This window comes from Anaerobacterium chartisolvens, from assembly GCF_003337415.1.
Classification (GTDB): Bacteria; Bacillota; Clostridia; order Acetivibrionales; family DSM-27016; genus Anaerobacterium; species Anaerobacterium chartisolvens.
This window is the reverse complement of record NZ_QPJT01000012.1, coordinates 128,766-147,930: the sequence shown is the minus strand read 5'-3', so window position 1 is coordinate 147,930 and position 19,165 is coordinate 128,766. Positions and strand designations below refer to the sequence as shown.

Below are 19,165 nucleotides of genomic sequence, written 5' to 3'. Positions count from 1 at the left end.
CACTGCTGCCTCCCGTAGGAGTCTGGGCCGTGTCTCAGTCCCAATGTGGCCGTTCGACCTCTCAGTCCGGCTACCGATCGTCGCCTTGGTGGTCCGTTACACCTCCAACTAGCTAATCGGACGCGGGTCCATCTTATACCGGATTTGACTCCTTTGCCGGGCTTTTGATGCCAAAAGCCCGAGTTATGCGGTATTAGCACAAGTTTCCCTGTGTTATCCCCCTGTATAAGGCAGGTTACCCACGCGTTACTCACCCGTCCGCCACTATTCGCCACTCAACACTCAATACTTATGTGTTGGCTTTTTTAACGCGTGAAGCGCATTTCATAAGCGCGCTTGACGCTGGCTGTTCACCTGTTAAGCCTTCTATAAATACTCAGTGTTGAGTGACGAACCGTTCGACTTGCATGTGTTAGGCACGCCGCCAGCGTTCGTCCTGAGCCAGGATCAAACTCTCAATTTAAAAGAAAAACTTTTATTTGAAAGCCTTTTGGCTCAAATTACTTTTTTTAAAAAGTATCAAACTATCACTAGCTTGCTAAGCTCGTTTATTATGCGAACTTAGTACTCAAATTATTTTAACGAGTTCCATGATTATCTTGCTTTTACACTGTTTAATTTTCAAAGTCCATTAGCAATCTCTTATCAAAATTTACTTTAGAAAATTCTTTTAAGAAATTCCTTAGCATTCTTCTCAAAACATACTCCACTCTTGCGGTGAAAGCAATCTTGCGAAGCAGCTTTTACATACTATCACGCCTACACTTCTTTGTCAACACTTTTTTTTAACTCTTTTTTAACCTTTCTTTACCTTTATAAACTATAGCTTTAAATGATATTAAATTCGCTGAAGCCCATCTTAGATGTTTAGTTATATTATGTAGCGATAAAGATTTTACATAGAGGATATAACTTGATGGAAGAAATTTTTTTGACCCGTAAGGAATACATCTAAGAAAAGCGCCTGATGACATACCCGGGAGACATTTCCCCGCAAGGCGTCTTGAAGACTCTTAGAGTCTTACGTTGCTATTAAAAATTTCTGTAAGCAATTATATCCTCTATGTTTGTAAAATCTTTATCCGGGTCCTATTTATGTAGCGATAAAGATTTTACATGGAGGATATAACTTGATGGAAGAAATTTTTTTGACCCGTAAGGAATACATCTAAGAAAAGCGCCTGATGACAGACCCGTGAGACATTTCCCTGCAAGGCGTCTTTTCGTTGCTATTAAAAATTTCTGTAAGCAATTATATTCTCTATGTTTGTAAAATCTTTATCGCGTCCTATATATATAAAAGATTTTTTAAAAAGGAAAGCAGAACATGTCAAAGACAATCCTGCTTTCCTTTTTCGGACTCTGTTAATAATGTAATTTCACTATCTCCCCGGCATTTATATATTAAACATTAATTGCTTTCGGCCGGCTCTTCTGCCTCTTCTGCCTCTTCTGCCTCTTCTCCTTCAAGCTCGCCTTCATTGACAATTCTCGCTACAGTTACAACCTTAATTCCATCATCCATTCTCATAAGGGTTACCCCTTGAGTTGCCCTGCCAAGCACATTTATTTCTTTTACTTTAAGCCTTATTATTATACCGTCAGAGCTAATAAGCATAATGTCATCCTCTTCGCTTACAAGCTTCATTCCTGAAATTTTACCTGTTTTTTCGGTTACTTTATAGGTACGGACACCTTTTCCTCCCCTTGACTGAATCTTATACTCATCAAGCTCAGTTCTTTTACCGAAGCCGTTTTCTGTAACCACCAGAAGGTTTACATTTTGAGTACACACTTCCATTCCTATTAAATAATCATCCTTACGCAGTTCTATTCCCTTTACTCCCATTGATACCCTTCCTATGGCTCTGGCATCTGTTTCATTAAACCTTATAGACATACCGTTCCGGGTCACAAGTATAATATCGCTTGTGCCGTCCGTCAGCCTTACCTCTATTAATTCATCGTTTTCTCTTAAGCTGACGGCAGCCAGCCCTCCTTTTCTGATGCTGTCATACTCCATAAGATCGGTTTTCTTAACAAGTCCGTTTTTGGTAGCCATCATAAGATATAGCCCCTCTGTGTACTTTGATACGGGTATTACAGTGGTAATCTTTTCGTCAGCGTTAAGCTGAAGAAGATTTACAATAGCCATGCCCTTTGCCTGTCTTCCCGATTCGGGTATTTCATATGCTTTTAGCCTGTAAACCCTGCCCTTATTGGTGAAGAACATTATAAAGTCGTGAGTGGAGGTAACAAATAATTTTTCAACAAAGTCTTCCTCCCTTGTACTTAGGGCCGTTATTCCCTTTCCTCCCCTTTTTTGGCTCTTATACGTATCCGCCGGAAGCCTTTTAATATATCCGAAGTGGGTTAAGGTAATTACACTCTCCTCTTCCTCAATTAAATCCTCTAAGTCAATTTCTCCTTGATCGGAAATTATCTTGGTTCTTCTGTCATCCCCAAATTTCCCCTTTATGACTTCGAGCTCTTCCTTTATTATATTCAATATCATGTATTGATTTGCAAGTATTTCCTTTAAATGCCTGATTTTTTCAAGAATCTCTCTGTACTCACTCTCGAGCTTTTCTCTTTCAAGACCGGTGAGTCTTCCCAGCCTCATATCAACTATAGCCTGAGATTGCTTATCGCTAAGAGAAAACCTTTCCATCAGACTTTCTTTGGCTATAGTCTCTGTTTTAGATCCTCTTATGATTCGGATAACCTCATCAAGATTGTCTATTGCAATTCTAAGGCCCTCCAAGATATGAGCTCTTGCTTCGGCCTTGTCCAGCTCAAACCTTGTTCTCCTTGCAATTATTTCCTCCTGATGCTTTATATAGTAATCTATGGCTTGTCTTAAATTTATAGTTCTGGCCTCATATTTCTTATCTTCCGTTTGAACCAAAGCCACCATATTGATACTGAAGCTTTCCTGCAATTGCGTATTTTTATAAAGCTGGTTCAATACTACATTTGCATTTGCATCACGCTTTACCTCAACCACAATTCTTACCGGCTCTTTTCTTCCCGATTCATCCCTTAAGTCAGAAATACCTTCTATTTTTTTATCCTTGACAAGCTCTGCAATTTTCTCAATAAGCCTTGCCTTGTTTACCTGATATGGAAGCTCGGTTACAATTATTCTCTGCTTATTATTCTCCAATTGCTCAATAGCCGCTTCAGATCTTACAACCACTCTTCCTCTTCCTGTCCTGTAGGCCTCTTTTATTCCAAGCCTCCCCACAATTGTAGCCCCGGTGGGAAAATCAGGCCCTTTGATAATTTTATTGATCTCTTCGGTTGTTATGGATGGCTCGTCTATAACCTTTATTATTCCATCAATCACCTCTACAAGATTATGTGGAGGTATGTTTGTAGCCATACCCACTGCTATTCCTGTGGATCCGTTTACCAAAAGATTGGGAAATCTGGACGGAAGCACTACCGGCTCCATGTCGTGCTCGTCAAAATTGGGCTTAAAATCAACAGTATCCTTATTAATGTCGCTAACCATTTCCATGGATATTTTTGACAATCTTGCTTCAGTATACCTGTAAGCAGCAGGAGAGTCCCCGTCAATGGAACCAAAGTTGCCGTGGCCGTCTACCAACGTGTGCCTCAAAGACCAACTCTGAGCCATACGCACCATGCTTTCATATACCGCTGCATCTCCATGGGGGTGAAATCTACCTAATACATCTCCCACAGTAGTAGCGCACTTTCTATAGGGCTTGTCGGGAGTAAACCCTTGCGTAAGCATGGAATACAATATTCTTCTGTGTACAGGCTTAAGCCCGTCCCTTACATCCGGAAGCGCACGGTCTATAATAACACTCATGGCATACTCAATAAAGGACTTTTTCATTTCGGTTTCTATATCCACCGGTATTATTCTTTGCTTTATTTCGTTTGTATCCTCCATTAATCTCTCTACCTCTTTTATATTTATTTATTTCTCTGCGTACTAATATGGAAAAGTCATTCATATATATTTTAATAAACTTTTATAAGACTGTCCACTTTTTTAGGTAAAACAGCAATTTTAACCAAGTCCGCTTGAGGCAAAAAAGGAGCGGCTTTTTTAGCCCACTCCCCATTAAAACGATTATACTCAATCTGCTTCAAGCCTCATAGCTATATTATCTATAGAGCTTATTTTTGAAAGGTCTCTTTTTTAGGTATCCTTACTATAAACTCTATATATTCTCCTCTGTCAATCTGGGCAGCCTTTGCGTTTACTCCCGATTTTTTCATAAGGTCTATCGCCTGTCTTATTGTGTTTACAAATATTCTTATATCCTTTATGGACTTTGTAAGCTTTCTTTCTCCCACAGCCTCCTTTTTTTCCTTCGTGTACCTTTCTATAGCCTTTTCTACTAGCTCCTCAGTCTTTTTCACATTCATGCTCTTTTCACAAACATGCTTTAAAACCTTAAGCTGAAGCTGCTCGTCATGGAGCTTTAACAACGCTCTGGCATGTCTTTCTGTAAGATTGTTGTCGGCAAGAATTTTTTTAACTAAAGGAGGAAGCTTCAAAAGCCGTATTTTATTTGCAATCGTTGACTGGCTCTTTCCTATCTTCTGAGCAAGATCCTCCTGAGTAAAATTGTGATCGTTTATGAGATTATTATACCCCTCCGCTTCCTCCATATAGCTCAAATCTTCCCTTTGCAGATTTTCTATTAATGCCATTACCGCCGAGTTGTTATCATCTACATCTATAATTATCACAGGAATCTCTTTCAGTCCTGCCATAGTTGCAGCCCTTAGCCGCCTTTCACCCGCAACCAGTTCAAACGTGCTGTTGGAAATTTTCCTTACGTTTATAGGCTGTATTACTCCGTATTGTTTAATAGATTCGCATAACTCTTCAAGCGCTGCCTTATTGAACTGCTTCCTTGGCTGATATGGATTAGGTCTAATACACTCGATGTTTACATACGTAATATTTTTTAGCTCTTCTTTTTTTTCTGATTTTGTTACATGTAATCTGTTATCCAGCATTCAGGCACCTTCCTTTGTATTTATTTGACGCTAAGCGACAATTTGGTCAAGAGCAAAAACGATTTAATAAAACAATGCAGCATTTTTAATGGGAATTTTTCCAACTATTGCTTACTAAAGAAATATATTCTTCACTGCTCTTTCGTTTCCTTCTTTTGCCTCTTAAGTTTCGTTCGCCAGAATGCTTTATTTTGCTTCATATTGCCATTTAAATCAACGGTTCTTTTGAAGGTTTGCCTGCTTTCCTGGGGTATGTTGTCGGCGTTTGTCGTAACTTTTTTATCAGCACAATATTTCTTTTGATGTCACTAAACGGAAGCGTTATGCTCTCTATCTTTTCAATTTCTCCTCCAAGCACCCTAAGCGCTTTTTCAGACGCTCCCAGTTCCTCAATACTGCTGCCCTTCATGGCAATAAACCTTCCTCCTGTTTTAATAAAAGGCATACAATACTCAAGAAGTACAGGCAGGCTTGCCACAGCTCTGGCAACAGCTACATCGAACTTTTCCCTGTATTCTTTTTTTAATCCAAAGTCCTCGGCTCTTCCATGCACCGCAGTAATTCCTTTAAGCTCCAGATCATTTACCGCCTGATTAAGAAATTTAACCCTCTTTTCAAGTGAGTCCAGAAGCACAATATTCAGGCTTGAACACGCAATTTTTAAGGGTATGCCGGGAAATCCCGCACCCGTCCCGATATCGATCAGGTTTAACGATATATTCTCCAGATGGGAAATAATACTCAAGGAATCTATATAATGCTTTATTATCACGTCCTTATCCTCTTCTATTGCAGTGAGATTAATTTTTTTATTCCATTCTATAAGAACGTCCTTATATTTAAAAAATTTTTGCACCTGAATACAGTTAAGAGAAATGCCATACTCTTTTGCACCATTAATAAGAATTTCCTCCAATGTCATTTACAACACTCTTCTTTCTTTAAATAAAATTAAACTCTTAATATCTCCTCTTCATCTGCTCCATATAAATAAGCAAAACCGATATGTCTGCGGGAGATACGCCTGATATTCTTGAGGCCTGTCCCACCGAATCCGGCCTTATCTTGTCCAGCTTCTGCCTTGCCTCTATTCTCAGCCCTTGTATTTCAGTATAATTAATGCCTTGAGGTATCCTTTTGCTCTCAAGCTTTTTAAACTGGTCCACCTGCAGCATTTGCCTTTTTATATATCCTTCATACTTTATAGATATTGAAACCTGTTCCCTCACCGCAAAGCTTAGTTCAGGCCGTTCAATGTCTATCTCCAAAAGATCGTCATATGATATTTCCGGCCTTCTTAAGAGCTCGGACAGTCTTGCGCCGCTTTTAATCGGCGAGCTTTTTTTCTCCTCCAAAAATTTGTTAACTTTTTCGCTGGGAGGCACAATGGTTTTATCCAGCCTTTCAATTTCTTTTTGGATTTTTTCTTTTTTATCCACAAATTTTGTGTATCTTTCCTCATTTATCAACCCAATGTCATATCCTATGTGGGTAAGTCTGAGATCGGCATTGTCCTGTCTTAGCAAAAGCCTGTACTCGGATCTTGAGGTCATCATTCTATAAGGCTCTCCTGTGCCTTTTGTGACAAGGTCATCAATAAGCACTCCTATATAGGCTTGAGATCTATCCAGCACAACCTGCTCCCTTCGGGATATTTTAAGGGCGGCATTTATTCCGGCAATAAGCCCTTGTGCCGCCGCTTCCTCATACCCTGAGCTTCCGTTTATTTGACCCGCTGAATATAAGCCCTGAATTTTTTTAAATTCAAGAGTTAAATTCAGTTGGGTGGAATCTATGCAATCATACTCAATTGCATATGCACTCCTCATAACAGCCACATTTTCAAGCCCCGGTATGGTTTTTAGCATTTTTATCTGGACATCCTCGGGCAGGCTGCTGGACATTCCTTGCAAATACATTTCTCCTGTGCCAAGGCCCATTGGCTCAAGAAAAACTTGATGCCTGTCCTTATCTGAAAACCTTACCACCTTGTCTTCTATAGACGGGCAGTACCTTGGCCCAACCCCTTTTATACTCCCAGAATATAGCGGGGATCTGTGAAGATTTTCTTTTATAACCTCATGAGTTTTTTCATTGGTATAGGTAAGCCAGCATGAAACCTGCTCTTTCTTAATATCCTCGCTTTCAAAGGAGAATGGCACTATGGTTTCGTCTCCCGGCTGCTCCTCCATTTTTGAAAAATCAACGCTCCGCATATTTAACCGGGCAGGAGTTCCCGTCTTAAATCTGAATAAATCAATGCCGTTTTCTCTAAGGCTGTCAGATAGCCTGTTGGACGGAAAAAGCCCATCAGGGCCTCCGCTGTAGTTTACGTCTCCAATTATAATACATGCCTTAAGATATGTTCCTGTAGTCAATACCGCCGAACCACATTTATATATCGCTCCCGTATGCGTTCTAACTCCGCTGACTTTTTTTTCGCCGTCTGCGGAATCTATAATAATCTCCACAATTTCAGACTGCTTTATATCCAGATTGTCCTGCTTTTCAAGGGTATGTTTCATTTCCATCTGATACTGTCTTCTGTCTGTTTGAGCCCTCAGAGAAAAAACTGCCGGACCCTTTGCAGAATTCAGTATTTTAGACTGTATAAAAGTCTTATCGGTATTCTTACCCATTTCTCCTCCCAAGGCATCAATCTCTCTAACAAGATGACCCTTGGCAGTGCCTCCTATACTGGGATTGCACGGCATATTTGCTATGCTGTCCAAGTTCATTGAGAAAATTGCAGTCCTGCTTCCAAGACGGGCCGCGGCCAGAGCCGCTTCACAGCCTGCATGACCTGCGCCTACGACTATAACATCATAATCTCCCGCATAATATTCCAAAATGTCTCCTCCTATTTGCCTATACAAAATTTCTTGAATATTTCATTCATAACATCCTCTTTTATCGACTCTCCCGTTATTTCACCTAAAAATTCCGCAGAATTTCTTATATCAATGGTAACACAGTCGAGAGGCATATCATTTTCACATGCTTCACATGCTTCATTTATGCTTTGTATAGCTTTATCCACAAGATTTTTATGTCTTAAGTTAGTAATAATAACATCATTTTCAGAATTTAGTCCCCCTTCAAAAAACATCTCTATTATTTGGTTTTCAAGAACGTCAATCCCTATATTGTTTTTAATAGATGCTTCTATAATTTTTTTATCCTTTATTTTTTTCTTCATATCATCTACTACATGGCTGCTGGAGGCTATATCTATTTTATTGGCAATTATCAGTACCTTTTTTTGGGATACCATTTTAATAATTTCAACATCCTCATCCCCAAGCCCCGTGCTTGCGTCAACTACAACAATTACCAGCTCAGCGCTGTTAATAATCTTTTCCGCTCTTTCAACTCCTATTTTCTCAACAATATCATCCGTTTCCCTTATTCCCGCGGTATCCATCAGACGTAAGGATATCCCGCCCATATTTATATATTCTTCTATTATATCACGTGTTGTGCCCGGTACATCTGTAACTATTGCCCTGTTTTTGCCCGACAGCTCATTAAAGAGAGACGATTTTCCTACATTAGGCCTGCCGACAATTGCGGCACTGATTCCCTCCCTTAAGATTCTTCCTCTTTCAAAATCTTTAATTATATCCACAAGCATTTCTTTTACTTCCAGAGCTTCGGCGTATACCTTCCGGCAGGTTATTTCTTCTATATCGTATTCCGGATAATCTATAGTTGCCTCAATATGGGCTATAACCCCAATCAGCTTTTCTCTTGCCGGGGTCAATTTTTGCGACAGCCTTCCCTCAAGCTGATCCACAGCAGCCTTAGATCCGGCTTCTGTTTTCGAGTTGATGATATCTATAACGGCTTCAGCCTGAGAAAGGTCTATCCTGCCGCTTAAAAATGCACGCTTTGTAAATTCTCCCGGCTCCGCAAGCCTTGCACCCTCATGTAATACCAGCTCCAGTATGCCTTTTAATACAATACCGCTTCCATGACAATTTATTTCCACTATATTCTCTCTGGTGAAGGTATTAGGTCCTCTCATTTTGGTTATCATTACTTCGTCTAAAGCTTTTCCGTCCTTAGGATTTATAATTTTTCCATAGCTTATGCTGTGTGATCTCATATCCCTAAAGCTCTTTTTTCCCTTGAATATTCTTTCAGCTATATCAAATGAATTTTCGCCGCTTATTCTTACTATTCCTATTCCCCCTGTTCCATGAGCAGTTGAAATAGCGGCTATAGTATCACTGGAATAAAACATTCTCTTATCCTCCCCCAAGTATTTTGGGAAATAAAAATTATATAGGATGCAATAAAGATTTTACAAACATAGAGGATATAATTGCTTACAGAAATTTTTAATAGCAACGAAAAGACACCTTGCGGGGAAATGTCTCACGGGTATGCCATCAGGCGCTTTTCGTCGGATGTATTCCTTACGGGTCAAAAAAATTTCTTCCATCAGATTATATCCTCCATGTAAAATCTTTATTGCTAAATATATAGTTATAATAAATAAAATGGACAGTTGTATAATCAATTGTAATAAATACAGAATAACAACTGATTTTAAAACTATCCATTTCCAAATTCCGGCTTTTAATCTCTCTTACTTTAACTTTATTACTACTTTTCTGTTAGGCTCATCGCCTACGCTGTATGTCTCAATATACTTATTATCCTGCAAGGAGGCATGTATTATTCTTCTTTCATAAGGATTCATAGGCTCAAGAGTAACACTTTTCTTGTACTTAATAACCCTTTCGGCCAGCCTGTCCGCAAGCTTTATAAGCGTTTGCTCCCTCTTTTGCCTGTAATTTTCAATATCTACTACCACTCTTTTATAATCATCCTTGCCCTTGTTTATAACAAGGCTCGCAAGATATTGGAGGGCATCTAAGGTCTCTCCCCGCCTCCCTATTAAAATCCCTATATCCTTGCCTTTAATATTTAACGTCAGGCACTCCTCGTCCTCTTCATGCTCTACTTCAGCATTTACGCCCATCTTATCGAATATATCCATTAAAAAGCTTTTAGCAATCTCTGAAGGAGACTCCTTTACTGTTACACGAACCTTAGCCATTTTATTTCCGATTAAGCCGAATATTCCTTTGTTTCCTTCATCAATTATTTCTACCTCGACATTTTCCCGCGCTGTTTTTAATTCTTCAAGGGCGGCCGATATTGCCTCCTGAACTGTTTTTGCAGTTTTTTCAATACTATACCCCATTTACTTGCTCGCAACCTCCTTTTTCTTCAAAACATGCTTGTTAATGTATAGCTGCTGGAAAATCTGTATTATGTATCCCATCGTCCAATATACTCCCAAGCCTGCAGGGAACTGAAATGAGAATACCAATGTCATTACAGGTGCAATATACATCATTGTATTCTGCATTCCTCCCATTTGAGGATTTGCATTCTGTGTTGCTTTGGGCATGGAAATCTTAACTGAAAGAAAGGTAGTTGCAGTAGCCAGCAACGCAATTAATACCAGCCCTATACTCTGCCATGTAAATTGAATATGATAGCTTGGAATATCTCCTAGATTTAATCCCAGAAAATGCATACCATCCTTTAAATCCAGTATTTTATGAGATAAATCCGAGCCTATAAAATCTCCTACCTTATCTGCGGTAAATTTTTTAATAATTTCTATTTCGGGGTAGCCTGTAGCTTTTACATTAAAGATCTGTACAAGCCCATTTTTTATAGCTTTTCCGTTCTCAACAAGGCCATATATCTGTTCATGAGTCATTTTAAGCATATAAGTAAAGGGCTTAGTTATTACATACCAAAGAGAAAACAGTATCGGCATTTGAACAAGCACAGGCAAGCAGCCACCGGCGGGATTATATTTATTGTCCTGATAAAATTTCATCATTTCCTGCTGCATCTTTTCCTTATCGTTTTTATACCTTTTCTGTATCTCCGCAATCTGGGGCTGAAGCTCCTGCATTCTTGCCGAAGACTTATATTGCTTAATAGTAAGAGGAAGTATCAGAAGCCTTATAATAATGGTAAAAATAATTATGGCAAAGCCATAGTTATGAAAGGCAAGATTATTATATATAAAGTATAAAAATTGCCCCAACGGTTTTGCTATAGGGTCAAGTATATTCATTGAACAACTCCTTTTCTTTGCATCAAAAACTTTTTACAACGCAAGGGATACATTATCTATTTCACCGGATCATAACCTCCGGGATTAAAAGGATGACACTTAGCTATCCTTTTTGCAGCCATAACAATTCCCTTTAAAGCGCCGTACTTTCGCACGGCATCTACCGCATATTGGGAGCATGTAGGATAAAATCTACAGCTTGGCCTCTTTAAAGGAGATATAAACCTTTGATAAAATCTTATTAAAATAATCACAACATCCTTGAGCATTCCCATTTCTCCTGATTAAACACACCTAATCTTTTAAAAAGGAACTTCATTTCCCTCTTTATATCTGAAAAGGCAGGCGTTATCTCATTATTTCTGGCAACAAAAACAAAATCAAAGCCTTCCTTGAGATAATCCTCATACGCTCTATAATTCTCCCGTATCAATCTTCTAATCCTGTTTCTCCTTACACTTTTTCCTACTTTTTTGCTTGTAGTAATTCCTATACGGTTCATGCACGTATTGTTATTGAAAATATAAAGAATTATAAATTTCCCAACATAAAATTTCCCTTTTTTATATATCCTTAAAAATTCATAATTCTTTGTGATTGAAACAGTCCTTTTCATAATTGAAAATACCCTTTCCGTTAAATACTATACCCACGGAAAAGAAGACCTTAAAAGGCAAAGGTAATATTTAATATTAAAGAAAAAGACCACATTTATGCGGTCTTATGCTGAAAGCACTTTTCTGCCCTTTAACCTACGTCTCAGCAATACCTTTTTGCCGTTAGAAGTTTTCATTCTCTTCCTAAAACCGTGCTCTTTCTTCCTTTGTCTATTTTTAGGTTGGTATGTTCTTAACACTGGTATACACCCCCGTCCTATTCCTTTATTATAAGCATATTCTTTATAAATTAATTATTTATTGCAATAAATAATATCTGTATTTTAAGACACCGGACTAATTATATATTAAAACATTAAGAGCTGTCAAGAAAGTCTTTTGTGGATAAGTGCAAAAAAAATTATTTTTTTGTGGATATCTTTATTTTTTTATATTGAATATTGAATAAAAGTCTGATATATTATTAATACTTGTTGATAACTTCATCTTTTTTTGAGTAAAAGCTGTTGATAAGCAGCAAAAATATTCACATTTTAAAAAAATAATTCACAGAGAATATTGTGAATAATTTTTTTGATATTCGCTTAAAAAGGTGGTCTAAAATTTTAATTATATTTTTTATCAGCCCATGTTATGGGCTTTATTATACGGCATATGTGTCAACAATTATTGTATATAAGGGTTTTACCGTTACTTTCAATGGCTTGGAGGAAGTTATATGAGTTCACAATTATCAGAAATATGGCAAAGGACAATGAATCTCTTAAAAACCGAGCTTACTGAGATAAGCTTTAACACATGGATAAAGACAATCGAGCCTTTATCATTATCCTCAAACACTATAAATCTCGGTGTTCCCGCTGAGTTTAACAAGGGTATACTTGATTCAAGATATTCTTCATTGATAAAAAACGCAGTAAGACAGGTTACCTCAAAGGAATACAATATAAATATAGTAATACCCTCCCAAGAGAATTCAAAATATAATAATCAGGGGGAAAATGGTGCAAATGAGGATCAGTCTGCATCCATATTAAACCCTAAATATACGTTTGATACCTTTGTAATAGGAAACGGGAACAGGCTGGCACACGCAGCTTCAGTGGCCGTTGCCGAATCTCCGGCACATGCCTATAACCCTCTTTTTATATATGGGGGAGTGGGGCTCGGAAAAACTCATCTCATGCACGCCATAGGCCATTATGTACTTAACCAGAATTCTTCAATGAAGGTTTTATATGTGTCGTCAGAAAAATTTACCAACGAGCTTATAAACGCAATAAAGGATGGAAGAAATGAAGAATTCCGATCAAAATATAGAAATATAGACATTTTGCTGATAGATGATATTCAATTCATATGCGGTAAGGAAAGAACCCAGGAGGAATTTTTTCACACCTTCAATGCCCTTTATGAAGCCAATAAGCAAATAATTATCTCAAGTGATAAACCTCCAAAGGAAATTACCACTCTTGAGGACAGGCTTCGTTCAAGGTTTGAGTGGGGACTTATCGCAGATATTCAGGCACCCGACTTAGAAACCCGAATAGCTATACTCAGAAAAAAGGCTCAGCTTGAAAAGCTGGATGTTCCTAACGACGTGATGGTTTTTATCGCCGACAAAATAGCTTCAAATATCAGAGAGCTGGAGGGGGCTTTAAACAGAATAATAGCTTATTCGTCCCTTACGGAGAATGAAATCAATATAGAGCTTGCCACAGAAGCCCTAAAAGACATACTAAACATGTCAAAGGCCAGAATAATAAACATTGAGGTTATTCAAAGCGCAGTGGCCAGATATTACGACTTGAAACCCGATGAATTTAAGTCCAAAAAAAGAAACAGGGAGATTTCATTTCCAAGACAGATAGCAATGTATCTTTGCAGAGAGCTTACGGAAATGTCTCTTCCTAAAATAGGTGATGAGTTTGGGGGAAGAGATCATACCACTGTAATGCACGCCTGCGATAAAATATCCGGGGACATGGAATCGAACTCCGAGGTTCGCAGATCTGTTGAAGAGCTTAGACGCAACATAATTGGAAAATAAGCTTATACTTTTAACAGGAATTGTGTATATGGTGATAAGATCCTGTGGACAACTTAATAAAAGTTTGAGCAATGTAAAAGCTGTTGATTAATAAAGCAATATAATCAACATTTTAATAACAGCATAAATATTATTGTTCCGCTGAAAATTTAAGTTATGCACAGAATCAACAGCACCTACTACTATTATTACTAAAATTATTATATTCTTATATTAAAGAGACGTAGACAAATTCCACTATACTCTATTTTTATAGGAAAGCCGGGAAACTCGGCTTTAATAAAGCTTTACGGAGGTGCAGCCATGAAATTTATATGCTCAAAAGAAAATTTAATGGAAGGGATAAATATAGTACAAAAAGCAGTTTCATCAAAGACCACTATGCCCATACTGGAGGGAATTCTGCTTGAGGCGGAAGACAGCTTTAAGTTAACGGGAAATGATCTTGAAATAGGCATAGAATGTTATGTAGATGCCGATATAAAGCAAACAGGATCGATAGTTATAAACTCAAAAATGTTCGGAGATATAGTGAGAAGGCTTCCTGAATCGGAGATACTTATAGAAGTAAAAGATAACAATATAGTGGTAATTGAATGTGAAAATTCATATTTTGAGGTAAAGGGTTTACCTTCTTCAGGATTTCCGTCAATACTTGAAATAGAGAAGGAAGATGCTTTTAAAATCAGTCAGAAGCTGGTAAGGGATATGATAAAGCAAACAATATTCGCCGTCAGTGTTGAAGAGAGCAGGCCTATTCTTACAGGAAGTCTAATTGAATGTAAAAATAACGAGATATCCTTTGTTTCTATAGACGGCTTCAGACTGGCGTTGAGAAAAAATAAGATAGAGAGCGATCACAGGGATTTCAATGCCGTTATTCCGGGAAAGACGTTAAATGAAATAGTAAAGATACTTCAGTCCGTTGATGAAGAAATATCAATATACATATCAAATAATCAGGTCATGTTTGATATGGGCAGGTGCAGAGTTGTCTCAAGACTGTTAGAGGGTGAATACTTAAATTACAGGGGAATAATACCCGTTGATCACGAGACAAAAATACGTGTAAATACAAAAGAGCTTCTATTAAGCATAGAGAGAGCTTCTCTTATTTCCGCCGATGAAAAAAGGTACCCCGTTAAATTCAGCATCACTGATGAAAGGATGATAATATCCTCCAGTGCCGAAATAGGAAATTCAAGAGAGGAGCTTAGGGTTGAGACTACAGGTAAGGAGCTTGAGATTGGATTTAATCCCAGATATTTTATAGAGGCGTTAAGAGTAATTGAGGATGAATTTATAGAAATATATTTTACCACCAGTATGGGGCCGTGTATAATAAGGCCCGAAAAAGAAGATGCCAGGTACGAATACCTGGTGGTTCCTATAAGAATGAAAAAAGATTAACTTTTTTAAGACGATAAGTAAAGCTCTAAAAAAGATAAATTCTATATGGGAATTTATCTTTTTTAATGGAAATATTAACAAAAAGCATAAGAGATTAAAGTATGGTATAATATACAGTGAGTATTAGCAAATCAGGAGGAAGAATGGAGAAAATAGAAATTACCACAGATTATATAAAGCTTGATCAGTTTTTAAAATGGGTGGGAGCTGCCCAAACGGGTGCTGATGCAAAAGCTTTTATTAACAACGGAGCTGTTCGTGTTAACAATGAAATAGAGATGCAAAGAGGTAAGAAGCTTAGAAAGGAAGATGTAATAGAAATAGGCAGCAATAAGTTTATAATAGTTTAAAACCCTTAAGACAGCCTGCTTTATAATTTGGAGGGTTAGTTTTGAATATAGAAAGCCTAAGGCTTGTAGATTATAGGAATTATAAGGAAATAGATATAAGTTTTTGTAAGGATCTTAATATTATTTACGGAGAGAACGCACAGGGGAAGACCAATATTTTAGAGTCCATATTTTTATGTGCGTCGGGCAGATCACACAGGACCTCAAAGGATTCCGAGCTAATAAGATTTGATAAAAAATCATACTATATAAAACTCAAATATGAGAAGCAGAATCGCAGCTCTCAGATTGAAATAATGTATGAGGCGGATCAAAAAAAGAAAATAAAGGTAAATGAGATACCTATAAAAAAATTGGGAAATTTAATGGGAAATCTTAATGTTATTATATTTTCTCCTGAGGATTTGCTGGTAATAAAGGAAGGACCTTCAGGAAGAAGAAGGTTTATAGATATTACTATAAGCCAATTAAGGCCAGCATATTTTTATGATTTACAGCAATATTCAAAAATTCTGGCACAAAGAAATACATTGCTGAAGGAAATTCAAAAAAAAAGGTCTTTAACAGATACTTTGGATATATGGAACTGTAAGCTTGCAAATACAGGTGCCAGAATAATGAAGGTTAGACACGAGTTTATAGCCAGACTAAATAAGTTTGTTGAAATAAATCATGATAGGCTGGCGGGAGGAAAGGAAAAATTATGTATAAAATATGTTCCTGCGGTAAAAACGAGCTTATATGAAATTTACGATATTGAAAAATCATTTAAAAATGAATTGGAGAGAAGCCTTGCAAGGGAAATGATAAAACCTACCACTGCTACGGGAATCCAAAGGGACGATTATGATATATTCTTAAATGACGTAAGCTTAAAGCAGTTTGGATCTCAGGGACAGCAAAGGACGGCAATACTTTCTGTAAAGATGGCTGAAATGGATATACTAAGAGAAGAGACAGGGGAATTTCCTATACTTCTGTTAGACGATGTTATGTCTGAGCTGGATGATATCAGGCAGCAATACCTGATAAAAAATATGGAAAATGTTCAGACCTTTATAACCTGTACAAATATTGATTTATTCAAAAAAATAGATGACAGAAGGAAGATAATGTATAATATAAATGCCGGTAATGTTGTAATTGAAAACTAAATCCTGTTTCCAGTATGCAAATGATGTAAAAATTTGCATGAGAGAATCAATTAGGTTAGAATATATATGATTAGCTTTGAGGAGGGCTGTATGTTTTTACATATTGGAGGAGATGTAGTAATACCTGTAAGAAATGTAATTGCCATATTGGATATAGAAACTACAACTGTTTCTAAGGATACGAAGGAATTCCTAAAGGTAGCTGAAGAAGAAGGCTTTATACAAAGTATTTCAGAGGATTTGCCCAAATCTTTTATAATTACTGAAAATGATAAGAAAAGTAAAATATATCTTTCACCTATCTCTTCGGTGACTCTGCAAAAGAGGGCAGGTTATATAAGCGAAATATCAAACATTTAAAACAGAAAATAGTGAAAATATAGTGGAATATGATAATATTAAAACAATTGTATCATCCGCATATATAATAATAGAGATAATTAGGAGGAAATATATGGAAGAGAATGAAAAGGTAAGTGCTTCCTATGATGAGAGCCAGATACAGGTACTGGAAGGACTTGAGGCTGTCAGAAAAAGACCTGGAATGTATATAGGCAGTACTTCACTGAGGGGCTTGCATCATTTGGTATATGAGATAGTGGACAATAGTATAGATGAGGCTTTGGCAGGCTATTGCAGTGAGATTGAAATAAAGATAAATAAAGATAATTCCATAACAAATACGGATAATGGAAGAGGAATACCTGTAGGCATACACCATCAGATTGGAATTCCTACTATTGAGGTGGTTCATACCATACTTCACGCAGGAGGAAAATTTGGAGGAAAGGGTTATAAGGTATCGGGGGGACTGCATGGTGTAGGTGCTTCCGTAGTAAATGCATTGTCGGAATATTTGGAGGTAGAGGTTTCAAGAGACGGAAACATATACAGGCAAAGGTATGAAAGAGGAAAGCCGGCAACGGGACTTGAGATTATAGGTCATTCGGATGTAACAGGAACAAAATCTACTTTTAAGCCTGATCCTGATATATTTGAAGAGCTTGTTTTTGACTTTGACACATTAATTACAAGGTTCAGGCAGATGGCATTTTTAAATAGGGGAATAAAAATAAGACTTGTGGATGACAGACCCGAAGAGAGAATACAAGAGACTCTTCACTACGAGGGAGGAATTGTGTCCTTTGTTGAGTATATGAACAAAAATAAGGAAGCAGTTCATGAACCCCCCATATATATTGAAGGAAGTAAAGACACGTCCTATGTTGAAATAGCGATGCAGTATAGTGAGACATATGTAGAAAATATATACAGTTTTGCGAATAATATAGAGACAACTGAGGGAGGAACTCATTTAACTGGATTTAAGGCGGCAATAACTAAAGTAATAAATGATTATTCAAGAAAATATAACATAATAAAGGAAAATGACAAGAATCTCTCGGGGGAAGATGTGAGAGAAGGATTAACTGCCGTCGTAAGCGTAAAGATATCGGATCCCCAGTTTGAAGGACAGACAAAAACCAAGCTGGGAAACAGCGATATAAGAGGACTTGTAGAGAGTGTTGTAAGTGAAAAGCTTGAGAGCTATTTAGAGGAGAATCCTTCAATTGCAAAAAAGATTTTGGAAAAGAGTATAAATGCCGCCAGAGCAAGAGAAGCCGCGAGAAAGGCCAGAGAGCTTACAAGAAGAAAAAGTGTGCTGGAGAGTAACGCATTGCCTGGAAAGCTTGCTGATTGCTCGGAAAGAGATCCCTCCCAGTGTGAGATATATATAGTTGAGGGAGATTCCGCAGGGGGTTCCGCCAAGCAGGGAAGAGAGAGAAGGACTCAAGCAATACTTCCTTTATGGGGCAAAATGATGAATGTTGAAAAAGCCAGGCTTGACAAGGTTTATGGAAATGAAAAGCTTCTTCCCGTAATAACGGCATTAGGGTCCGGAGTGGGAGAGGATTTTGATATTTCAAAGCTTAGATATCATAAGGTTATTATAATGGCTGATGCCGATGTTGACGGATCTCATATAAGAACCTTATTGCTCACCTTTTTCTTCAGATATATGAGGCCGTTGGTAGAAAATAATCATATATATATAGCTCAGCCTCCTTTGTTTAAAATAGCTAAGGGTAAGGAAGAATTTTATGCGTATAATGAAAAAGAGCTGGAAAAGAAGGTAATGGAAAAAAACTGGAAGAAGGAAGAATGCAGCATACAGAGATATAAAGGTCTTGGAGAAATGAATCCTGAGCAGCTTTGGCAAACCACTATGAACCCTGAAACCAGAACAATACTGAAGGTCGAGCTGGAGGATGCTGTTACTGCGGACGGTATATTTACAGCCCTTATGGGAGATAAGGTTGAGCCGAGAAAGGAATTTATACAGGCTTACGCAAAAAATGCAGTTAATTTGGACATTTAATTATATAGAATAGCTGTCTGTTTTGTATGAGAAGTGATATAGAAGCTTCTGAAGCAGAGCCGCCGGAGATATATTTATATTGTGGCAG

At 37.6% G+C, this 19,165-nt stretch carries 16 protein-coding genes and 1 rRNA gene; 6 read left to right on the top strand and 11 right to left on the bottom strand.

Annotated elements, in window-relative coordinates; all coding sequences use genetic code 11:
- From DFR58_RS11910 to rpmH, 11 genes are all read right to left on the bottom strand, one after another.
- Nucleotides 1-463: ribosomal RNA gene (locus tag DFR58_RS11910) — 16S ribosomal RNA — on the bottom strand; the annotation flags it as partial.
- 948 nt (nucleotides 464-1,411) lie between these two features.
- Nucleotides 1,412-3,925, bottom strand: coding sequence for a DNA gyrase subunit A (gene gyrA, locus DFR58_RS11905; RefSeq protein WP_114298068.1), 2,514 nt, complete (start codon nucleotides 3,923-3,925; stop codon nucleotides 1,412-1,414).
- 230 nt (nucleotides 3,926-4,155) lie between these two features.
- Entirely contained in the window at nucleotides 4,156-5,007 is an 852-nt protein-coding gene (noc, locus tag DFR58_RS11900; RefSeq protein WP_114298067.1) for a nucleoid occlusion protein, read from the bottom strand.
- A gap of 208 nt (nucleotides 5,008-5,215) precedes the next feature.
- Nucleotides 5,216-5,929, bottom strand: a complete 714-nt coding sequence (gene rsmG, locus DFR58_RS11895) for a 16S rRNA (guanine(527)-N(7))-methyltransferase RsmG (protein ID WP_114298066.1) — start codon at nucleotides 5,927-5,929, stop codon at nucleotides 5,216-5,218.
- A gap of 37 nt (nucleotides 5,930-5,966) precedes the next feature.
- Nucleotides 5,967-7,856 carry a tRNA uridine-5-carboxymethylaminomethyl(34) synthesis enzyme MnmG gene (mnmG, locus tag DFR58_RS11890; protein WP_114298065.1) on the bottom strand — a complete coding sequence of 630 codons (1,890 nt, stop codon included), beginning with the start codon at nucleotides 7,854-7,856 and terminating at the stop codon, nucleotides 5,967-5,969.
- 11 nt (nucleotides 7,857-7,867) lie between these two features.
- Nucleotides 7,868-9,253 (bottom strand): tRNA uridine-5-carboxymethylaminomethyl(34) synthesis GTPase MnmE, encoded by a 1,386-nt coding sequence (gene mnmE / locus DFR58_RS11885; RefSeq protein ID WP_114298064.1) that lies wholly within the window; start codon nucleotides 9,251-9,253, stop codon nucleotides 7,868-7,870.
- Between the two features lie 348 nt (nucleotides 9,254-9,601).
- Nucleotides 9,602-10,222 (bottom strand): RNA-binding cell elongation regulator Jag/EloR, encoded by a 621-nt coding sequence (gene jag, locus DFR58_RS11880; RefSeq protein ID WP_114298063.1) that lies wholly within the window; start codon nucleotides 10,220-10,222, stop codon nucleotides 9,602-9,604.
- Nucleotides 10,223-11,116 carry a YidC/Oxa1 family membrane protein insertase gene (locus DFR58_RS11875; protein WP_242987576.1) on the bottom strand — a complete coding sequence of 298 codons (894 nt, stop codon included), beginning with the start codon at nucleotides 11,114-11,116 and terminating at the stop codon, nucleotides 10,223-10,225.
- Between the two features lie 56 nt (nucleotides 11,117-11,172).
- Complete coding sequence (gene yidD, locus DFR58_RS11870; protein WP_114298062.1) at nucleotides 11,173-11,385, bottom strand: membrane protein insertion efficiency factor YidD; 213 nt, start codon at nucleotides 11,383-11,385, stop codon at nucleotides 11,173-11,175.
- A complete protein-coding gene (rnpA, locus tag DFR58_RS11865) occupies nucleotides 11,367-11,732 on the bottom strand; it encodes a ribonuclease P protein component (RefSeq protein WP_114298061.1) in 366 nt (121 codons plus the stop codon). The genes yidD and rnpA overlap by 19 nt, the downstream gene beginning before the upstream one ends.
- A gap of 105 nt (nucleotides 11,733-11,837) precedes the next feature.
- Nucleotides 11,838-11,972, bottom strand: a complete 135-nt coding sequence (gene rpmH / locus DFR58_RS11860) for a 50S ribosomal protein L34 (RefSeq protein ID WP_114298060.1) — start codon at nucleotides 11,970-11,972, stop codon at nucleotides 11,838-11,840.
- A 479-nt stretch (nucleotides 11,973-12,451) separates the two neighbouring features.
- Between rpmH and dnaA the strand changes: the two genes are divergently transcribed.
- The 6 genes from dnaA to gyrB all read left to right on the top strand — a co-directional run bounded on the left by dnaA (nucleotide 12,452) and on the right by gyrB (nucleotide 19,077).
- Nucleotides 12,452-13,783: a chromosomal replication initiator protein DnaA gene (gene dnaA, locus DFR58_RS11855; RefSeq protein ID WP_114298059.1), complete on the top strand. Its 1,332-nt coding sequence runs from the start codon at nucleotides 12,452-12,454 to the stop codon at nucleotides 13,781-13,783.
- Between the two features lie 303 nt (nucleotides 13,784-14,086).
- Nucleotides 14,087-15,193: a DNA polymerase III subunit beta gene (gene dnaN, locus DFR58_RS11850; protein ID WP_114298058.1), complete on the top strand. Its 1,107-nt coding sequence runs from the start codon at nucleotides 14,087-14,089 to the stop codon at nucleotides 15,191-15,193.
- 143 nt (nucleotides 15,194-15,336) lie between these two features.
- Nucleotides 15,337-15,543: a S4 domain-containing protein YaaA gene (gene yaaA, locus DFR58_RS11845; RefSeq protein WP_114298057.1), complete on the top strand. Its 207-nt coding sequence runs from the start codon at nucleotides 15,337-15,339 to the stop codon at nucleotides 15,541-15,543.
- Nucleotides 15,544-15,584: 41 nt separating this feature from the next.
- Nucleotides 15,585-16,697 (top strand): DNA replication/repair protein RecF, encoded by a 1,113-nt coding sequence (recF, locus tag DFR58_RS11840; RefSeq protein ID WP_114298056.1) that lies wholly within the window; start codon nucleotides 15,585-15,587, stop codon nucleotides 16,695-16,697.
- A 90-nt stretch (nucleotides 16,698-16,787) separates the two neighbouring features.
- Nucleotides 16,788-17,057: an extracellular matrix regulator RemB gene (gene remB, locus DFR58_RS11835; RefSeq protein ID WP_114298055.1), complete on the top strand. Its 270-nt coding sequence runs from the start codon at nucleotides 16,788-16,790 to the stop codon at nucleotides 17,055-17,057.
- Nucleotides 17,058-17,151: 94 nt separating this feature from the next.
- On the top strand, nucleotides 17,152-19,077 hold the full coding sequence (gene gyrB, locus DFR58_RS11830; RefSeq protein WP_114298054.1) for a DNA topoisomerase (ATP-hydrolyzing) subunit B: 1,926 nt from the start codon (nucleotides 17,152-17,154) through the stop codon (nucleotides 19,075-19,077).
- Nucleotides 19,078-19,165: the final 88 nt, after the last annotated feature.

Bases quoted from the DNA above. Each gene is read 5' to 3' on its own strand.
- gyrA (WP_114298068.1), bottom strand. From the start codon at position 3,925: ATGGAGGATACAAACGAAATAAAGCAAAGAATAATACCGGTGGATATA.
- noc (WP_114298067.1), bottom strand. From the start codon at position 5,007: ATGCTGGATAACAGATTACATGTAACAAAATCAGAAAAAAAAGAAGAG.
- rsmG (WP_114298066.1), bottom strand. From the start codon at position 5,929: ATGACATTGGAGGAAATTCTTATTAATGGTGCAAAAGAGTATGGCATT.
- mnmE (WP_114298064.1), bottom strand. From the start codon at position 9,253: ATGTTTTATTCCAGTGATACTATAGCCGCTATTTCAACTGCTCATGGA.
- jag (WP_114298063.1), bottom strand. From the start codon at position 10,222: ATGGGGTATAGTATTGAAAAAACTGCAAAAACAGTTCAGGAGGCAATA.
- DFR58_RS11875 (WP_242987576.1), bottom strand. From the start codon at position 11,116: ATGAATATACTTGACCCTATAGCAAAACCGTTGGGGCAATTTTTATAC.
- yidD (WP_114298062.1), bottom strand. From the start codon at position 11,385: ATGCTCAAGGATGTTGTGATTATTTTAATAAGATTTTATCAAAGGTTT.
- rnpA (WP_114298061.1), bottom strand. From the start codon at position 11,732: ATGAAAAGGACTGTTTCAATCACAAAGAATTATGAATTTTTAAGGATA.
- dnaA (WP_114298059.1), top strand. From the start codon at position 12,452: ATGAGTTCACAATTATCAGAAATATGGCAAAGGACAATGAATCTCTTA.
- dnaN (WP_114298058.1), top strand. From the start codon at position 14,087: ATGAAATTTATATGCTCAAAAGAAAATTTAATGGAAGGGATAAATATA.
- yaaA (WP_114298057.1), top strand. From the start codon at position 15,337: ATGGAGAAAATAGAAATTACCACAGATTATATAAAGCTTGATCAGTTT.
- remB (WP_114298055.1), top strand. From the start codon at position 16,788: ATGTTTTTACATATTGGAGGAGATGTAGTAATACCTGTAAGAAATGTA.
- gyrB (WP_114298054.1), top strand. From the start codon at position 17,152: ATGGAAGAGAATGAAAAGGTAAGTGCTTCCTATGATGAGAGCCAGATA.